This is a genomic window from Allobosea sp. 05T439 (assembly GCF_056396005.1).
Genome location: NZ_JBFTKP010000018.1, coordinates 58,481 through 74,831, shown reverse-complemented (window position 1 = coordinate 74,831; position 16,351 = coordinate 58,481). Strand labels below are relative to the sequence as shown.

At 64.6% G+C, this 16,351-nt stretch carries 11 protein-coding genes and 1 pseudogene; 11 read left to right on the top strand and 1 reads right to left on the bottom strand.

The features are described from left to right. Positions 1-18 precede the first annotated feature (18 nt). From AC1DIO_RS20835 to AC1DIO_RS20810, 6 genes and pseudogenes are all read left to right on the top strand, one after another. On the top strand, positions 19-2,064 hold the full coding sequence (locus tag AC1DIO_RS20835) for a hydantoinase/oxoprolinase family protein (RefSeq protein ID WP_476854020.1): 2,046 nt from the start codon (positions 19-21) through the stop codon (positions 2,062-2,064). Positions 2,065-2,074: 10 nt separating this feature from the next. Beyond that, on the top strand, positions 2,075-3,838 hold the full coding sequence (locus AC1DIO_RS20830) for a hydantoinase B/oxoprolinase family protein (protein ID WP_476854019.1): 1,764 nt from the start codon (positions 2,075-2,077) through the stop codon (positions 3,836-3,838). A gap of 491 nt (positions 3,839-4,329) precedes the next feature. After that, the gene (locus AC1DIO_RS20825) at positions 4,330-5,901 is read left to right on the top strand and encodes an ABC transporter substrate-binding protein (protein WP_476834146.1); all 1,572 of its coding nucleotides are present in this window, start codon (positions 4,330-4,332) and stop codon (positions 5,899-5,901) included. 28 nt (positions 5,902-5,929) lie between these two features. Continuing rightward, the gene (locus tag AC1DIO_RS20820) at positions 5,930-6,883 is read left to right on the top strand and encodes an ABC transporter permease (RefSeq protein ID WP_476770107.1); all 954 of its coding nucleotides are present in this window, start codon (positions 5,930-5,932) and stop codon (positions 6,881-6,883) included. Then, positions 6,880-7,698 (top strand): annotated as a pseudogene (locus tag AC1DIO_RS20815) (ABC transporter permease); the annotation flags it as partial. The gene AC1DIO_RS20820 and the pseudogene AC1DIO_RS20815, both read left to right, overlap by 4 nt. 111 nt (positions 7,699-7,809) lie before the next feature. Next, positions 7,810-9,630, top strand: coding sequence for an ABC transporter ATP-binding protein (locus tag AC1DIO_RS20810; RefSeq protein WP_476854035.1), 1,821 nt, complete (start codon positions 7,810-7,812; stop codon positions 9,628-9,630). Positions 9,631-9,789: 159 nt separating this feature from the next. Here the strand turns inward: AC1DIO_RS20810 and AC1DIO_RS20805 are convergent, their stop codons facing one another. Beyond that, the gene (locus AC1DIO_RS20805) at positions 9,790-9,990 is read right to left on the bottom strand and encodes a hypothetical protein (protein ID WP_476768011.1); all 201 of its coding nucleotides are present in this window, start codon (positions 9,988-9,990) and stop codon (positions 9,790-9,792) included. Positions 9,991-10,950: 960 nt separating this feature from the next. Here AC1DIO_RS20805 and AC1DIO_RS20800 point away from each other — a divergent pair. From AC1DIO_RS20800 to AC1DIO_RS20780, 5 genes are read left to right on the top strand one after another with little or no spacing between them, the layout of a single operon-like run. Continuing rightward, a complete protein-coding gene (locus AC1DIO_RS20800; protein ID WP_476768010.1) occupies positions 10,951-11,259 on the top strand; it encodes a helix-turn-helix domain-containing protein in 309 nt (102 codons plus the stop codon). An 11-nt stretch (positions 11,260-11,270) separates the two neighbouring features. Beyond that, positions 11,271-13,283: a hydrogenase 4 subunit B gene (gene hyfB, locus AC1DIO_RS20795; protein WP_476768009.1), complete on the top strand. Its 2,013-nt coding sequence runs from the start codon at positions 11,271-11,273 to the stop codon at positions 13,281-13,283. Next, positions 13,274-14,230 carry a respiratory chain complex I subunit 1 family protein gene (locus tag AC1DIO_RS20790; protein WP_476854018.1) on the top strand — a complete coding sequence of 319 codons (957 nt, stop codon included), beginning with the start codon at positions 13,274-13,276 and terminating at the stop codon, positions 14,228-14,230. The genes hyfB and AC1DIO_RS20790 overlap by 10 nt, the downstream gene beginning before the upstream one ends. Then, positions 14,231-14,893, top strand: coding sequence for a hydrogenase-4 component E (locus tag AC1DIO_RS20785; protein ID WP_476834149.1), 663 nt, complete (start codon positions 14,231-14,233; stop codon positions 14,891-14,893). Next, on the top strand, positions 14,890-16,338 hold the full coding sequence (locus AC1DIO_RS20780; protein ID WP_476854017.1) for a hydrogenase 4 subunit F: 1,449 nt from the start codon (positions 14,890-14,892) through the stop codon (positions 16,336-16,338). The genes AC1DIO_RS20785 and AC1DIO_RS20780 overlap by 4 nt, the downstream gene beginning before the upstream one ends. Positions 16,339-16,351 lie beyond the last annotated feature (13 nt).

The window sequence follows — 16,351 nt, the reverse complement described above, 5'->3', positions numbered from 1 at the left end:
ATAGGGAGTAAATGCGACATGTATCGGATCGGCGTGGACGTAGGCGGGACATTCACCGACTTCGTGATGGTCAACACCAATGGCGGTCCGACCGCCTTCCACAAGGTGCCCTCGACGCCGGACGATCCCTCGCGGGCGATCTCGTCCGGCATCGTCGAGATGCTTGAACTCAACGCGGTCTCGCCCGAGGAGGTCGGCTATGTCGGCCACGGCACGACCGTCGCCACCAACATGGTGATCGAGCGGCGCGGCGTCCCGACCGGGCTCCTGACCACCAAGGGCTTTCGCGATGTTCTGGCGATCGGGCGCCAGACCAGGCCCTCTCTGTTCGACTGGTCCGTGCGCAAGCCCGAGGAACTGGTCGAGCGACATCGCAGGGTGGAGGTCGACGAGCGCCTCGACAAATCGGGGACGGCGCTGGCATCGCCCGACCTCGCGGCGGTGGAGAAGCTCGTCATCCAGCTGCGGGACAGCGGCGTCAAGGCGGTGGCGGTGGGGTTCCTGCACTCCTACCGCAATCCCGCGCATGAGCGGGCGGTGCGCGACCTGATCAAGCGCGTTGCGCCCGATCTCTATGTCAGCGTTTCCTCGGAAGTCGTTGCAGAGTTTCGTGAATACGAGCGGTTCTCGACGACCGTGCTCAACGCCTATGTCGGGCCCCATACCCAGAAATACCTGCGACGGCTGCGCGAGAAGATCGCGGCCTCCGGCATCCGGGTCGAACCGCTGACCTTCCATTCCAATGGCGGCCTGCTGCCGGTGCAGACCGTCGAGGAACTGCCGGTGCTGACTTGTCTCTCAGGCCCGGCCGCCGGGGTGATCGGCTCGGCCCGGCTCGGCGCCGAGATCGGCGAGACCGAGATCATCACGTTCGACGTCGGAGGCACCAGCACCGACGTGTCGCTGATCACCGGTGGCCGTGCCCAGTTCACCTCAAGCCGATTGGTGGCAGGACATCCGGTGCGGATGCCGATGGTCGATATCCACGTGATAGGCGCGGGCGGCGGCAGCATCGCGCGGCTCGACGATGCCGGCGCGCTGAAGGTCGGGCCTACCAGCGCGGGGGCGATGCCAGGGCCGATCTCCTATCTGCGTGGCGGCACCGAGGTGACGCTGACCGACGCCAATATCGTGCTCGGCCGCCTGAACCCCGTGGCCCTGCTCGAGGGAAGGATGAAGGTCGATCGCGGTCTCGCCTATGCGGCGATCCGCAGCCAGATCGCCGATCCGCTCGGTATCTCGGTCGAGGAAGCCGCACATGGCATCGTCAGCATCGCCACGGCCAATATGAGCAGGGCGATCCGCTCGGTCTCGATCGAGCATGGACACGACCTTGCCGCCTTCACGCTCTTCGCCTTCGGCGGCGCCGGGCCTCTGCATGCCGCCGACGTCGCGGAGGAGTGCGGCCTCAACAAGATCGTCGTCCCGCAGGAACCCGGCACGCTCTGCGCACGCGGCGTCCTGCTGTCGGATCTCAGCCGCGACTACGTCCGCACGGCGCTGATCCGCGTCGGCGGCGAGAGCTGGACGCAGCTCGTCGCGCTCGGTGCGGAATTGTCCGCGGCCGGTCACGCGTGGCTCGAGACGGAAACCATCCCCGATGCCGCCAGGGAACTGCATTTCACCCTCGATGCGCGCTATCGCGGCCAGAGCCACTACATCCCGGTGCCTCTCGACGAACTGCGGGACGGCGCGCGCGACGAATTCGTCGGCCGGTTCCACCGCGCCCATGCCGACCAGTTCGGCTACAGCCTCGACGGGCGCGACATCGAGGTCGTCAATGTTCGGCTCAAGGCCGTCTGCCATGTCAGGAAGGGCGAGAGCGTCGCTCCGACGAAGGGTACTTCGCTCGACGCGGCCCGGATCGACACGCGCCAGGTCTATTTCGGCACCGATCGCGGCTGGGTTCATACCCCGATCTACCGGCGCGCGTTCCTGCCGGCCGGCGTGCCGTTCGAGGGGCCGGCGATTGTCGAGGAAATGAGCGGCACCACCGTCATTCTCCCGCGCCAGACGGCCGAGGTCGACGGTTTCGGCAACATCCATATCGCGCTGCAGCGTTGAGGACTTGATCATGCAGATGCCCAACAGAGATGCCGGGTCGATCGTCGGTTTCGATGCGATCGCGATGGAGGTTTTCGCCAATCGCCTGCTCTCGATCACCGAGACGATGGCGATCAACATGATGCGCTCGTCGTTCTCGGCCCAGATCAAGGAGCGCCGCGACTTCTCAGTCGGGCTGTTCGACGGCAAGGGTCGACTGGTCGCGCAGGGAACGCATATCCCTGTCCATCTCGGCTCGCTGATGGGCGTGGTCGAAGGACTTCTGGCGCGCTATCCGCGTGCCGAGATCCGCCCTGGGGACGCATTTATCTCCAATGATCCCTATGCCGCCGGCGGCACCCATCTGCCCGACATCTCGGTCGCGACCCCCGTGTTCCAGGGCGAGGATCTCATCGCCTTCGTGGTCAATATCGGCCACCACACCGATGTCGGCGGGGCGGTGCCGGGTTCGACCTCGCCGACGGCACGTTCGATCTTCGAGGAGGGGCTGCGCATCCCGGTGATGCGGGTCTGCCGCCAGGGCAAGGTCGACGAGGACCTGCTCAGCCTGATCGCGCTGAACTCGCGCCTGCCGGAGGAGCGAGTGCTCGACCTGCGCGTCCAGGTCGCCACCAACGAGCGCGGCTCGGATGCGGCCCTTGAGCTGGTGCGCCGCATCGGCGCAGAGGGTTTCAGGGCGCGCATTCGCGACCTTCTCGATTACACGAAGCGGCGGCTCGACCTGCGTATCGCCGGTCTGGCGGAAGGCGGCCCCAGCCGCTTCACGGCCTGGCTCGACGATGACGGACTGCCCGACGGCGAGATGGTGCCACTTTGCGCAGCGGTCAGCGTCGAGAGCGGAAAACTCGTGATCGATTTCACCGGCAGCGGGCCGGAAGCGCGCGGAGCGATCAACATCGCCGAGAACGCGCTCAGGGCCACGGCCTATTACTGCGTCAAGGCGCTGCTCGATCCCGAACTCATGGCGAATTCCGGCATGATGGATTCAATCGTGCTGCGGGCGCCGGAAGGCACCATCGTCAATCCGCGCTCCCCCGCACCGGTGGGCTCGCGAACCATCGCCTGCCAGCGCCTTGCTGGCGCGATCTTCGGCGCCTTCCAGCCGTTGGTGGATCCGAGCACGCGGATCGCCTCCGCCTATGACGTGCTGCCCTCCTTTGGTTTCTCCGGCCACCGCCCCGAGAACGGCAGCTTCTATATCTGCGGCGAAACGGTCGGGGGCGGCGGTGGCGCACGCTGCGACGGCGACGGGATGGACGGGATTCATGTCCACGTGACCAATTCGCTCAACCTTCCGACCGAGGCAATGGAAAACGAGTTCCCGCTGCATGTGGAGGAGTACGCGCTGGTTCGCGATTCCGCCGGCTGCGGCCAGTGGCGTGGCGGAATGGGCATCGCGCGCACCGTGCGGGCGCTGCATGACAGGACCAATCTCGAAGCGCGCTCGGACCGGCACAAGGCGGGCGCGCCCGGTGCGGAAGGCGGTGGGAACGGTGGCGTGGGCCGCGTCACGCGCAACCCCGGGACCGGGCGCGAGCAGGCACTGCCCTCGAAGATCGCCCAGCTCCTCATCGACACCGGCGAGACTGTTTGCATTGCAACGCCCGGCGGCGGCGGCTTCGGCAGTCCGGCCGAGCGGTCGGTCGCGATGGTCGCAGCCGATCTGCTCAACGACATCATGACCGAAGAGTACGCCCGCGCCGGATACGGAGACAGGCTGATCAATGAGGCGTTGGCGCTGCTCCGTGAAGGGCGAAGACAGTCGGCTGCTTAGATCATGGGACAAGAAACCGTATCCGGTCCGATGATCTAACCCTTTGTGTTTGCATGAGCTTTGTCCCGAAACCCCGGGTACTGCTTTTCGGGTCGATGCTTTAGCCGATCGCGACCATGAACGCCGCCGCGGCCTGATGGCCCGGCCGGAAGCGATCACGTCTGCCTGCTCAGCACCCGACGCAACGCTCTGGCACTTCGGTGCTCGAAGCGACGGCCTTTGCTGCTTCGTCGAAGCTATAACTTGGGGAATATACGCTGCCGAATTTCKACTTGGACTTATGGGTCAGGATCGGGAGTCTGGTGCGGGACAACCGGATCGCTCGGCGAAACTCATGAGGCCGCTCAGTCGCCGGGCTCGCGAGGGAGACCGCCGTAGCGACGGGCAAGAACGGCCCGTCGAAGTCAAACGGAGGGCTCGTCTGAAACTGAATGATGGCCCTGTAGCTCAGCGGCCCTGCAATTCAAGAAACAACAAGACGGAGAGGGGATATGGCGAACAATCGAAACATGGCGGAAGGCCGGTATTTCTCGAAGAGCCGGCGCCAGTTCCTGCAGGGCAGCGCCGCAATTGGCGCTGGCTTGCTCGTTCCCGCAGCTTTTTCCAGGCCCGCTGATGCGGCGGCCCCAGGCACGATTACCTACGCCTTGTCGGCTTATCCACCGAACCTGCGCCCCTTCGACTGGTCGGGCCAGGCTGCCGTCACGGTCAAGGCTCTGCTGTTCCGCGGGCTCCTCTGCTTCGACGAAAAGGGGGGCGTGCAACCGGAGCTCGCGGAATCCTGGGAGCAGCCCGATCCCCGAACCTATCGCTTCAAGCTCCGCCCGAACGCCACCTTCCAGAATGGCGAGCCGGTGACCGCCGACGACGTCAAGGCCTCGTTCGATGCCATCCGCGGCGAGAGGTCCACGGCCTATGTCCGGCAGGCCTTCCAGGCGGTCGAGACCATCGCGGTGGAGGACCCGAAGACCGTCCGCATCGTGCTCAAGCAGCCAACGCCTTCCTTCATTCTGGCGCTGGCCGGCCAGATGGCGCCGATCGTCTTCGCCGGGAAGATGGACAATCCCGATGCGATGATCGGCGCGGGCCCCTACCGGCTGGAAAGTTCGGAAAAGGGCGTGTCGCTGACCTTCAAGGCCAGGACCGATTTCTACCGGCCGGGCCAGCCTGCGACGCAGACCGTCCGCTTCGTCGCCTACCCCGATGACAGCCTTCGCATCGCTGCCCTCAACGCCGGCGATGTCGACATCATCGAATATGTCCCGTGGCAGAGCATGAAGGGCCTGTCGCAGACCAAGGGCCTGACGCTTCAGAACTCACTCGGCTCCTTCATGTACGTGGTCTTCAACCTGAAGGAGGGCCCGTTCACCGATCCGAAGGTGCGGCGGGCGGTGGCTCACGCCGTCAAGCGCGAGGACATCGTCAAGGCGGCCTTCTTCGGAGCCGGCAAGGTCCTGGACGGCGTACCGCTTCCGGCCGGGTCGCCCTATGCCGTGAGCGAACTCGAGCATCTCTGGCCCTATGATCCCGATCGCGCCAAGAGCCTGCTGAAGGAGGCCGGTGCCCAGAACGCCCAGGCGACGCTGCTGGCCACGAGCACCTACGGCTTCCACAAGGACATCGCCGAGATCATGCAGCAGCACCTGGCCGCCATCGGCATGCAGGTGAAGCTCAGCCTTCCGGAATGGGGCGTCCGGGTCAGCCAGGGCAACGAAGGGCGCTATCACTTCGCCATTAACGGAGGCGGGCCGGATCTGGGCGACCCCGATGATCTGACCGCCTTCTTCGGTTCGGGCTCCGATTCGTATCGCCGCTCCTTCGGCCTGTCGGACCCGAAGCTCGACGAACTGCTGAACAAGGGCCGCCACGAAAGCGACACCGGCGCCCGTGTGAAGATCTATGCCGACCTGCAGCGCTCCGTCGCGGACAGCGTTCCCGTCACCTTCCTCAATTTCCGGGCTCAAGGCTGGGGCGTGCGCGATCGGGTCAAGGGCTTCAAGGTCCTCTCCGACCAGATGAACAATCAGGTCGGCATGGCCTTCGACACCGCCTCGATCGGTTGAGCGCGCAGAGAGGTCAGAGAGCCGCATCATGCTCGCCTATATCGTAAAAAGATGCGCGGTAGCCGCCGTGATGATCTTCATGGTGGCCACGGCCGTGTTCATGATCCTGCATATCGTGCCGGGTGATCCGGTCGAGGTCATGCTCTCGGCCGACGGCGGCAAGCCCGACCCCGCTGTCGCGGCCGAGCTGCGCTCGCGCCTCGGCCTCAATCGCCCGCTGTTGGAACAATATACCGGTTATCTGTCGCGCCTGGCCCGCGGCGATCTCGGCAGGAGCTTTCTCGACAACGAGCCGGTCCTGAGCAACATCGCGCAGCGCCTGCCGCGCACGCTCGAACTGATCGCGTCAGCGACAGCCCTGTCCTTGCTCGCAGGAATTCCGCTCGGGGTTCTGGCGGCGCGCAATCGGGGGCGCGCAATCGACCGGGTGCTGGGCACTGCGACGAGCCTCGCACTGTCCGTTCCGACCTTCGTGCTCGGCACCCTGTTCATCCTGCTCTTCGCCTTGATGCTGCGGATCGCGCCGGCAGGCGGATTTGTCCCGTTCAGCCAGTCCCCGATAACGCATCTCACCCTGTTGCTGATGCCAGCGACGGCCGTGGCCGTGGGATTGTCCGCGATCATCATCCGCATGACGCGCGCGACCGTGCTCGACGTGCTCCAGCAGGACTGGGTGCGCACGGCGCGGGCAAAGGGCTTGCGTGAACCGCGCGTCCTGCGCCGGCACGTCGTTCGCAATGCCCTGGGGCCCGTCCTTACCGTCACAGGTCTCCAGATGGGGACGATGCTCGGCGGAACCGTGCTCGTCGAGTTCATCTTCAACTGGCCCGGCATGAGCGGCTTCCTCGTCAGGGCCGTCGAGCACCGGGACTATCCCGAGGTCCAAGGGGTGGTGCTCGTCACCGCGACGCTGTTCATCCTGCTCAATCTCATTGTCGACCTCCTCTATTCGATTCTCGATCCACAGGTGCGTGCGTTATGAACGGCCTCGTCTCGCTGTGGCGGAATCCCAGGGCGCGCCATCTCGCGCCTTCGCTGATCGCGCTTTCCATTCTGATCCTGATCGCCGTCTTGGCGCCGGTGATCGCTCCCTACGATCCCCTGAGCCTGGATATCGCGGGCCGCCTGGCGCCGCCCTCGGCCGAGCACTGGCTGGGGCAGGACGAATTCGGCCGCGATGTGTTGAGCCGGCTGCTTTACGGTGCGCAGGTGTCGCTCAGCGTCGCTCTCGCGACCGGCGCTGTGGCGGCCCTCGTCGGCATCAGCGCCGGCATGGTCGGCGGCTATTTCGGCGGTGTCGCCGAGGTGCTCACCGTCCGCACCGCGGAATTCATGCTGGCCTTCCCGCCGATCCTGCTCGCCCTGCTCGTCATTGCCCTGACCGGCCCGGGCACTGCGACCCTAATCGTCACACTCGCCGTTTTCTACGCCCCGGAATTCGCCCGGATCGCTTATGGCGAGGTCCGCGCCGTCAAGCAGAAGGAATATGTCGAGGCGATGCGCGCCCTTGGAGCGGGCCCCTCCCGCATCCTGCGGCGGACGATCCTGCCCAATATCGCCGCGCCGCTCTTCGTGCAGTTCTCGCTGGTGGTCGCATCGGCAATCGTCGTCGAATCCGGTTTGAGCTTCCTGGGGCTCGGCATCGTGCCGCCGACGCCATCCTGGGGCCTGATGATCCGTGGAGCGCGCGCCTATCTGGAGATCAATCCGCTCGGCCTCGTCTGGCCCTGCGCTGCACTGGTGACGACGATCTTCGTCGTCAACGCGCTCTGCGACGCCGTGCGCGACGTGTTCGATCCCCGCACGACCAAACTGAGGGGCCTGCCCGAGGGCGGAGAACGCAAAGGCGATTTTCAGGATCGGACCGACGCTCCTCTTCCCCAGGACGTCCAGCTTTCCGTAGCGGGGCTGCGAACCGAATTCGCCACGCCGAACGGCGCGGTGGCCGCGGTGAAGGACATCTCCTTCGATCTGCGGCGCGGCGAGACCCTTGCGGTGGTCGGCGAGTCCGGTTCGGGCAAGTCGGTCACCAGCCTGTCAATCATGGGGCTTCTGCCGAAAGGCGTTGCGCGCGTGACCGGCGGGCGGATCGAATTCGCTGCGAAATCGGGCAGAACCTACGATCTCGCCCGGCTCTCGGAGGAGACAGCCTGCTCGCTCCGCGGCAGCGACATCGCGATGATCTTCCAGGAGCCGATGACCAGCCTCAACCCGGTCTATCGGATCGGCGATCAGATTGCCGAGGCGATCCTGGCGCATCGGGATTGTTCGCAATCGGAAGCGCGCGACCTCGCTTTGGACATGCTGCGGAAGGTCCGCATTTCGGATCCGGAGCGTCGTCTCGATCAGTACCCCTTTGAATTGTCGGGAGGCATGCGCCAGCGCGTGATGATCGCCCTGGCACTCGCCTGCAAGCCGAAGCTCCTGATCGCAGACGAACCGACCACGGCCCTCGATGTCACTATCCAGGCGCAGATCCTGGAGCTCATAAAGGAATTTCAGCAGGAAGAGGGCATGTCGATCCTCTTCGTCACACACGATATGGGGGTGGTCGCCGAAATCGCCGATCGAACCGTGGTGATGTACAACGGCGAGGCGGTCGAGTCCGGCCCCACGGCCGAAATCTTCCGGCAGCCGCAACATCCCTACACCAAGGCGCTTCTCGCGGCCGTGCCGAAGCTCGGCTCGATGAACGGCCGCGAGCGGCCCATGCGCTTCCCGATCGTCGATCGCAGCACCGGTACGTCGGATGTCCCGGTCGAGGTGCCCGATACCGTGAAGGATCACGAGCGCTCTGTTCTGGAGGTCAACAACCTGACGACGCGCTTCCCCATCCGTTCCGCCATCCGCGGCCGCGTCACGGGGCGGGTCCATGCGGTCGAGAATGTCTCCTTCGATGTCCGCTCGGGAGAGACACTGGCGCTGGTCGGGGAATCCGGCTGCGGCAAGTCGACGACCGGGCGCTCCCTGTTGCGGCTGGTCGAGCCCGAGGCCGGCTCGATCCTCCTCGACGGCGTGGACGTGCTGAAGCTGGGGGCGGACGAATTGCGCGAGCAGCGCCGGCGCATCCAGATGATCTTCCAGGATCCGTTCGGAAGCCTCAACCCGCGCGAGACGGTGGGTGCGGCGATCGCCGAGCCACTCGTCATCCATGGTCTCGCCACGCGGGCTGGAGCCCGAGACAAGGTCGCGGACCTGCTGGAGCGTGTCGGCCTGCAGGCCGACATGGCCCGCCGCTACCCTCACGAGTTTTCGGGAGGGCAGCGCCAGCGCATCTGCATTGCCCGCGCGCTGGCGCTCGAACCGCGCCTGATCGTCGCCGACGAGTCCGTTTCGGCGCTGGACGTCTCGGTAAAGGCCCAGGTCGTCAACCTGATGCTCGATCTGCAAGCCCAGATGGGGTTGAGCTACGTGTTCATCTCGCACGACATGGCCGTGGTGGAGCGGCTCAGCCACCGGGTCGCGGTCATGTATCTCGGCGAGATCGTCGAAATCGGGCCCCGCGCCGCGATCTTCGGCAACCCGCAGCATCCCTATACGAAACGATTGCTCGCTGCGGTCCCGATTGCGGATCCCGCCCGCCGCCATCAACCCCGGTTCGTCTCGAACGCAGAGATCAGGAGCCCGATCAGGCCGGCCGATTTCGAGCCACCAGACCGCCAGTACCGGGCGGTCTCGACGGGGCACTCGGTCATGATCTGGGGAAATGAATGGGGCTACAACACGTGAGAATTGTTTGGTTGCCGCTCGCCGCTCAGGGCATTCTCTGGCCCTTAGCTGCCCTTCGCAGCGTCTGCTTGTGGGCAGTTGAGGCTTTGCATCCTGACCCCGCCGCTCATGCGGCGTTCTCGCCCTCAATCGAAAGCGGCCTTGCGCCGCGCCGTCTGCTCAACATGGGCGTGGCCATTTGGGCAATGGCCGCCCGTCTGGCGTGCAGAAACCGTGCGCGCGCCCGCCGCAGATCCATTGTTCGATCTGTTTGCCAACGGCGTCGCCTTCCTTCTGACGGTTGGCGGCATAGTGGCGGAGTTGCTCTCGCTCCAGTTTCTCTAGCTGTTTCAGCCATTCCGCGTAGGTTTTTCCCGTCATATGCGCCTCCCTAGCGCGCATCGCGTGCGGGCATTATCCGATGTGCAATGACTGCTGATCTATGCTCGTTGCGGCGGGACTATATGCACCTCGAGCATGGGCTGGTTGATCTCAATCAACTTCTTGGTCGCGCGCCCTATCCGCCTGTACCGCGCGCTCGGCCGGGAACAATTCGGCACGGCACAGGCTCTCGTCGATGCGTAGTGTTCAGGGACCAGTCATTTGCCCTGCCGGACGATGACACGCGGCGCGATGGTCGCCGCAGTGTCGATGAGCGTTTCCCGGAGGGGCAAGTTGAGACAGGACTGGTTTCATTGTGACGACTGCGGGTCGCCGGGCGTCTCAAATCGACATTCGGCGCATAGCATTCAATGGCAAGTCCATGATTCCAGCAACGTTCGCACAGAATCAAGCCTCATGAACCTCAAACGTATCCAATATTCATGCGCGGCAGAAATCGACTCACAATCACCAATAAACAACATATTCTGGTATCGGTTAAAGTCATTACCTGGCAGCATAAATTCGAATGGCGCCTGCAATAACAGCAGCCAAGACAGCAGAGATGGGTGTGACGCCCATTAAAATGTAAATTGCACCCCAGGAGAGCGCAATTGCTGCAACCAGGATTATACCAGTCCGAATATCCTTAAGCATCGCCTCTCCCTCACCGCCTATATAGTTGAACGAACATAATCACACAGGCGGCATCCAAGTTGGACCTATTGCGAATTGCTCCGATGGTCGCTCGCGCTCGGGTCAAGGAATCTGCACTGAGGTGCGAGCCGTACGCCCAGAAGCTCATCAATCCCTCAGGCTTGGCCATTTGGCGTTGCTCCACGTCAACGAATGGTCCTGCAGTTTGATGCTCTAGACATCGAAAGCCATAGTTGAAGCAAAGCTCCTCAGGGCGTACAAATTATTTTCGACATTCGGTGCGCAGCTATCACTGGCAAGCCCATGATCACCGGAGCGCAACTAAGGGCCGCACGCGCCCTTCTCGGGATCGATCAGCGCGGCCTTGCAGCGCTGTCCCAGCTTTCTGTGCCGACGATCCAGCGCATGGAAGGCAGCGACGGTGTGATCCGCGGGAATGTCGATTCACTGATGAAGCTGGTCGGCGCGCTGAACACGGCCGGAATCGAACTCATCGGAGAAGGAGCGCCGAGTCAGGGTGAGGGGCGCGGCGTTCGGCTCAAGGAAGCTGCCGCCAGTGCCGAACCACACTCCCGCAAAATGCCGCAGACGGCCAAGGCTAGAGCAGCCTAGGAGCAAGCGCGATGGTCACGATCGTCGGACTGTGGTGCGTGGCGGCGCTGCTGGGCATCGCGGGGGTCGGCATCGTCGCAAGCAATTGGCGCCAAGGGTCACGCATCGTCTATGGCGCGGCCGGCATCGCCAGTGCCATCGCGCTGATCACGGCGCTGCTCCATCTTGTCGAGGGGGCCGGCGCATCACCCGGCGTCGTATTGCCTCTTGGCCTGCCCTGGATCGGCGCGCATTTCCGCATGGACGCGCTGTCGGCCTTCTTCCTGGCCGTGATCAATCTCGGCGGAGCGGTCACTAGCCTCTACGGTATCGGCTACGGCCAGCACGAGCACGCCCCGCAACGCGTGCTGCCATTCTTTCCAGCGTTCCTTGCCGGCATGAATCTCGTCCTCCTGGCGGATGACGCCTTCAGTTTCCTGCTGTCCTGGGAATTCATGTCGCTTGCATCCTGGGCGCTGGTCATGGCGCATCACCAGGAGCGCGATAATATTCGCGCCGGCTACGTCTACATCGTGATGGCGAGTTTCGGCACCTTCGCCCTGCTGCTTGCCTTCGGCCTGCTGGCGGGGCCGGACGGAAGCTACGCTTTCGCATCGATCCGTGCTCACCATCTCCTACCGCTGCCCGCCGGGCTCGTCCTCGGCCTTGCACTGCTCGGCGCAGGCTCGAAAGCCGGCCTGGTGCCGTTGCACGTCTGGCTGCCGCTCGCCCATCCGGCTGCGCCGAGCCACGTCTCGGCGCTGATGAGCGGGGTGATGACCAAGGTCGCGGTCTATGGCTTCATCCGGATCGTTTTCGACCTGCTCGGCCCGACAGCCTGGTGGTGGAGTTTTCCCGTTCTGGCGATCGGCGGCTGGACCGCCGTGCTCGGCGTCCTCCATGCGCTGATGGAGAATGATCTCAAGCGTGTGCTCGCCTACAGTACGATCGAGAATATCGGCCTGATCTTCGTCGGGCTTGGCCTCGCACTCGCCTTCCGCGCGAACGACCTGTCCGCGGCGGGCGCGCTGGCGCTGACCGCGGCGCTGTTCCATGCCTTCAACCACGCTCTCTTCAAGAGTGCTCTGTTCTTCGGAGCCGGCGCCGTGCTCACCGCGACCGGCAAGCGCCAGATGGAGGATCTCGGGGGGCTGATCCACCGCATGCCTGTCACCAGCGCCGTGGTGCTGGTGGCCTGCGCCGCGATCTCAGCCCTGCCGCCCCTGAACGGCTTCGCCTCCGAATGGCTCGCCTTCCAGGCGGTCCTGCTCAGCCCGCAGCTTCCGCTATGGGGACTGAAGCTGCTCGTGCCTGCCGTCGGAGCGATGCTTGCCCTATCAGCCGCGCTCGCCGCAGCCTGCTTCGTCCGGGTCTTCGGGATCGTCTTTCTCGGCCGGCCCCGCACGCCGGCAGCGGAACAGGCCGCGGAGGTCGACCGCTTCTCGCTCAGTGCAATGGTCATCCTCGCCGGACTGTGCATTCTCGCCGGAATCCTGCCCGGTTTCGTGATCGACGCCATCGCGCCCGTGGTGCAGGGCGTCGTGGGCGGCCGGATGCCGACACAGGCCGGAATCGGCTGGCTCTCGATCGTGCCAATCGCCGAAAGCCGGAGCTCCTATAACGGCCTCCTGGTCTTCTGCTTCATCGCGGCGTCCGCTTCGCTCGCGGCCTACGCCATCCACCGCCTGGCCTCGCATGCGCTGCGCCGCGGACCGGCATGGGATTGCGGCTTTCCGCAATCCAGCCCGGCGACGCAATACACCGCCAGCAGCTTCGCCCAGCCGATCCGCCGCGTCTTCGGCGGCTACGCCTTTCAGGCCCGGGAACGCGTCGAGATGCCTCCGCCGGGAGACCTGCGTCCGGCCCGGTTCCAGGTCGATCTGCGCGATCTCGCCTGGGAGCTGATCTATATCCCCGTCACCAGCGCCGTCTCCGTCGCGGCCGAGCGGCTCAACCGGTTTCAGTTCCTGACCATCCGCCAATATCTCAGCCTGGTCTTCTCCGCCCTCGTCTTCCTTCTGCTGGTGCTGGCGCTATGGTCGTGATCGCGGATCTCGCCATTCAGGGCGCGCAGATGCTGCTGGTTCTGCTGCTGGCGCCGTTGCTCACCGGCTTCGTCCGCAAGGTGAAGGCGCGGCTGCTGCGCCGCCGCGGCGCGCCGATCGTGCAGCCTTACCGGGATCTCCTGCGGCTGCTGCGCAAGGAGGTGATCCTTGCCGAAAGCGCGTCCTGGCTCTTTCGGGTGATCCCCTACCTGATCTTCGCGGCGACTTGGGTGGCCGCTGCGCTCGTGCCGACCTTCGCGGCCGGCCTGCTGTTCAGCTGGTCCGCCGACCTGATCGCGATCATCGCCCTGCTCGGCAGCGCGCGGTTCTTTCTGGCCCTCGCAGGGATGGATGTCGGCACCAGCTTCGGCGGCATCGGCTCGAGCCGGGAGGTGATGATCGCGACGCTCGCCGAGCCTGCAATGATCATGATCGTGTTCACGCTGGCGCTCCTCGCCGGATCGACCCAGCTCTCGAACGTCGCGGGCTTCATGTTGTCCCCGTCGGTCGGCGTGCGGGTTTCGCTCGCGCTTGCGCTCGTCGCCCTCGTGATGGTGGCCATCGCCGAAAACGCGCGCATCCCGATCGATAATCCGGCGACACATCTCGAACTGACCATGGTCCACGAGGCGATGGTGCTGGAATATTCCGGGCGTCATCTCGCCATGATCGAGTTCGCGGCCTCGCTGAAGCTCCTGCTCTACATGTCGCTGATCAGCTGCGTGTTCCTGCCCCGGGGCCTGGCGCCGCCCGGTGCCAGCGCAAGCGCCCAGATCGCAGGCGTCGCGGCCTATATAGCCAAGCTTGCCCTCGGCGGCTTTCTGCTCGCCCTGTTCGAGACCACCATCGCCAAGATGCGGGTCTTCCGCGTGCCGGACTTCCTTGGAGCCGCCCTCATGCTCGGTCTGCTCGGGACCTTGCTGCTCTTCGTGTCGCGGAGCCTCTAGATGGGCAACCTGGCCTTCGATATCGCCCATTTGCTCGCTGGCGGCCTGGTGCTGGTCAGCCTGATGCTGCTGTATCAGGACCGTCTCTACGCGCTTCTCAACGTGTTCGCCCTGCAGGCGACCGTACTCGCCTTGTCGGTTGCCTGGCAGGCCTGGGTCCAGGGTGCCCCGCATCTCTACATCACCGCGATGATCGCACTTATCGTCAAAGCGATCGTGATCCCGGTCGCGCTGCATAGGATCATCGCCCGGCTCGGCATCCACCGCGAGATCGAGAACGTCGTCAGCATCGGCCCCACCATGCTGGCGGGCATCGGACTTGTCGCCCTGTCCATGGTGGTCATGCTGAAGGTGACGGCCGACGCCGACCCGCTCGCGCGGGAAGACCTGGCCTTTGCCCTATCCGTCATCTTGCTCGGCCTGCTGATGATGGTGACGCGCCGCAATGCGGTCAGTCAGGTCGTCGGCTTCATGTCGCTGGAGAACGGACTGATCCTCGCCGCGACCGGCGCCAAGGGCATGCCGTTGGTGGTCGAGATCAGCGTGGCCTTTTCCGTTCTCGTCGCCTTCATCGTCATCGGCATCTTCCTGTTTCGCATTCGCGAACGCTTCGACACCGTCGATGTCCACGCGCTCGATCGCTTCCGCGGGGACCAGCGATGAACCCGGTTCCGGTCGACGGCGTCACCCTGATCCTGGTCGTTCCCGCCGCGACGGCCGTCTTGCTCGCGCTGTTGCCAGGCTATCGCCTGTCGGCGCGGCTCAACATGCTCTCGGCCTTCCTGACCCTCCTCGCGGCGCTGTCCCTGTTCGCGTCGAAGCCCGAGCCCGGTCCCTACATCCTGGTCGACGATCTCAACATCGTCTTCGTCGTTCTCAACACTTTCGTCGGCTTCACCACCAGCGTCTTCAGCGCCAGTTACATCGCCCACGAGTTGGAGACGGAGCGGCTCACCCCGGCTCATTTGCGCTTCTACCACGCCATGTATCAGGCCCTGCTGTTCGCCATGAACCTGGCGCTGGTGGCCAATAATATCGGCCTGATGTGGGTGGCGATCGAGATGGCGACGCTCATCACGGTAATCATGGTCGGCATTTACCGCACCGACGCCGCGATCGAGGCGGCCTGGAAATACTTCATCCTCGGCAGCGTCGGCATCGCGCTCGCGCTCTTCGGGACGATCCTCGTCTATATGGCCGCCCGCCCCGTGGTCGGCGAAGGTCTCGACGGCATGGTTTGGAGCGTGCTGATCCAACGCGTCTCTACCTTCGATCCCGCGCTGCTCAACCTCGCCTTCGTTTTCCTGCTGCTCGGCTACGGCACCAAAGTGGGCCTGGCACCATTGCACGCCTGGCTGCCGGATGCCCATGCCGAGGGTCCGACGCCGATTTCAGCCGTGCTTTCCGGCCTGCTGCTCAATGTCGCGCTCTATGCCGTCCTGCGTTTCAAGCTGCTGCTCGCGGCCAATCCGGCGGCGCTGACGCCCGGACCGTTGATGGTCACGCTGGGCCTGATCTCGCTCGTGTTCGCGGGCTTCATGCTCTATCGCCGCCGCGACATCAAACGGATGTTCGCCTATTCGTCGATCGAGCACATGGGCATCATCGTGTTCGCATTCGGCATGGGCGGGCCGCTGGCCAATTTCGCAGGCCTTCTGCACATGACGATGCACAGCCTGACAAAATCGGCGATCTTTTTCGCCGTTGGCCATATTGCCCAAGCCAAGGGCACGCAGAAGATCGCCGACATCAGCGGCCTGACGGTGACCCACCCTCTCCTCGGCTGGGGCCTCGTCGTCGGTGTCGTCGCCATCGCCGGAATGCCCCCGCTCGGCATTTTCATGAGCGAGTTCCTGGTGGTCAGCTCGACCTTCGCCCGCGAGCCCTTGCTTGCGTTGCCGCTGGTCGTGGGATTGCTCGTCGCTTTCGGCGCCCTTCTGCTGCGGGTGCATGGGCTGGCATTCGGCGAGCCCACTGGCAGCAGCGAGCCGGTGCAGGCATCCTATCTGCCGATGATAGGACATCTCGGCCTCGTCCTGATGGCGGGCATCTACCTGCCGCCACCGCTCGTCGCTTGGTTCCGGCACGTCGCAAGCTTGCTCGGATAGGATGGGAGGACTG

What these genes read in the sequence shown, in the direction of transcription:
- AC1DIO_RS20835 (WP_476854020.1), top strand. Translation starts at nt 19, where the DNA reads ATGTATCGGATCGGCGTGGACGTAGGCGGGACATTCACCGACTTCGTG.
- AC1DIO_RS20830 (WP_476854019.1), top strand. Translation starts at nt 2,075, where the DNA reads ATGCAGATGCCCAACAGAGATGCCGGGTCGATCGTCGGTTTCGATGCG.
- AC1DIO_RS20825 (WP_476834146.1), top strand. Translation starts at nt 4,330, where the DNA reads ATGGCGAACAATCGAAACATGGCGGAAGGCCGGTATTTCTCGAAGAGC.
- AC1DIO_RS20820 (WP_476770107.1), top strand. Translation starts at nt 5,930, where the DNA reads ATGCTCGCCTATATCGTAAAAAGATGCGCGGTAGCCGCCGTGATGATC.
- AC1DIO_RS20805 (WP_476768011.1), bottom strand. Translation starts at nt 9,990, where the DNA reads ATGACGGGAAAAACCTACGCGGAATGGCTGAAACAGCTAGAGAAACTG.
- AC1DIO_RS20800 (WP_476768010.1), top strand. Translation starts at nt 10,951, where the DNA reads ATGATCACCGGAGCGCAACTAAGGGCCGCACGCGCCCTTCTCGGGATC.
- hyfB (WP_476768009.1), top strand. Translation starts at nt 11,271, where the DNA reads ATGGTCACGATCGTCGGACTGTGGTGCGTGGCGGCGCTGCTGGGCATC.
- AC1DIO_RS20790 (WP_476854018.1), top strand. Translation starts at nt 13,274, where the DNA reads ATGGTCGTGATCGCGGATCTCGCCATTCAGGGCGCGCAGATGCTGCTG.
- AC1DIO_RS20785 (WP_476834149.1), top strand. Translation starts at nt 14,231, where the DNA reads ATGGGCAACCTGGCCTTCGATATCGCCCATTTGCTCGCTGGCGGCCTG.
- AC1DIO_RS20780 (WP_476854017.1), top strand. Translation starts at nt 14,890, where the DNA reads ATGAACCCGGTTCCGGTCGACGGCGTCACCCTGATCCTGGTCGTTCCC.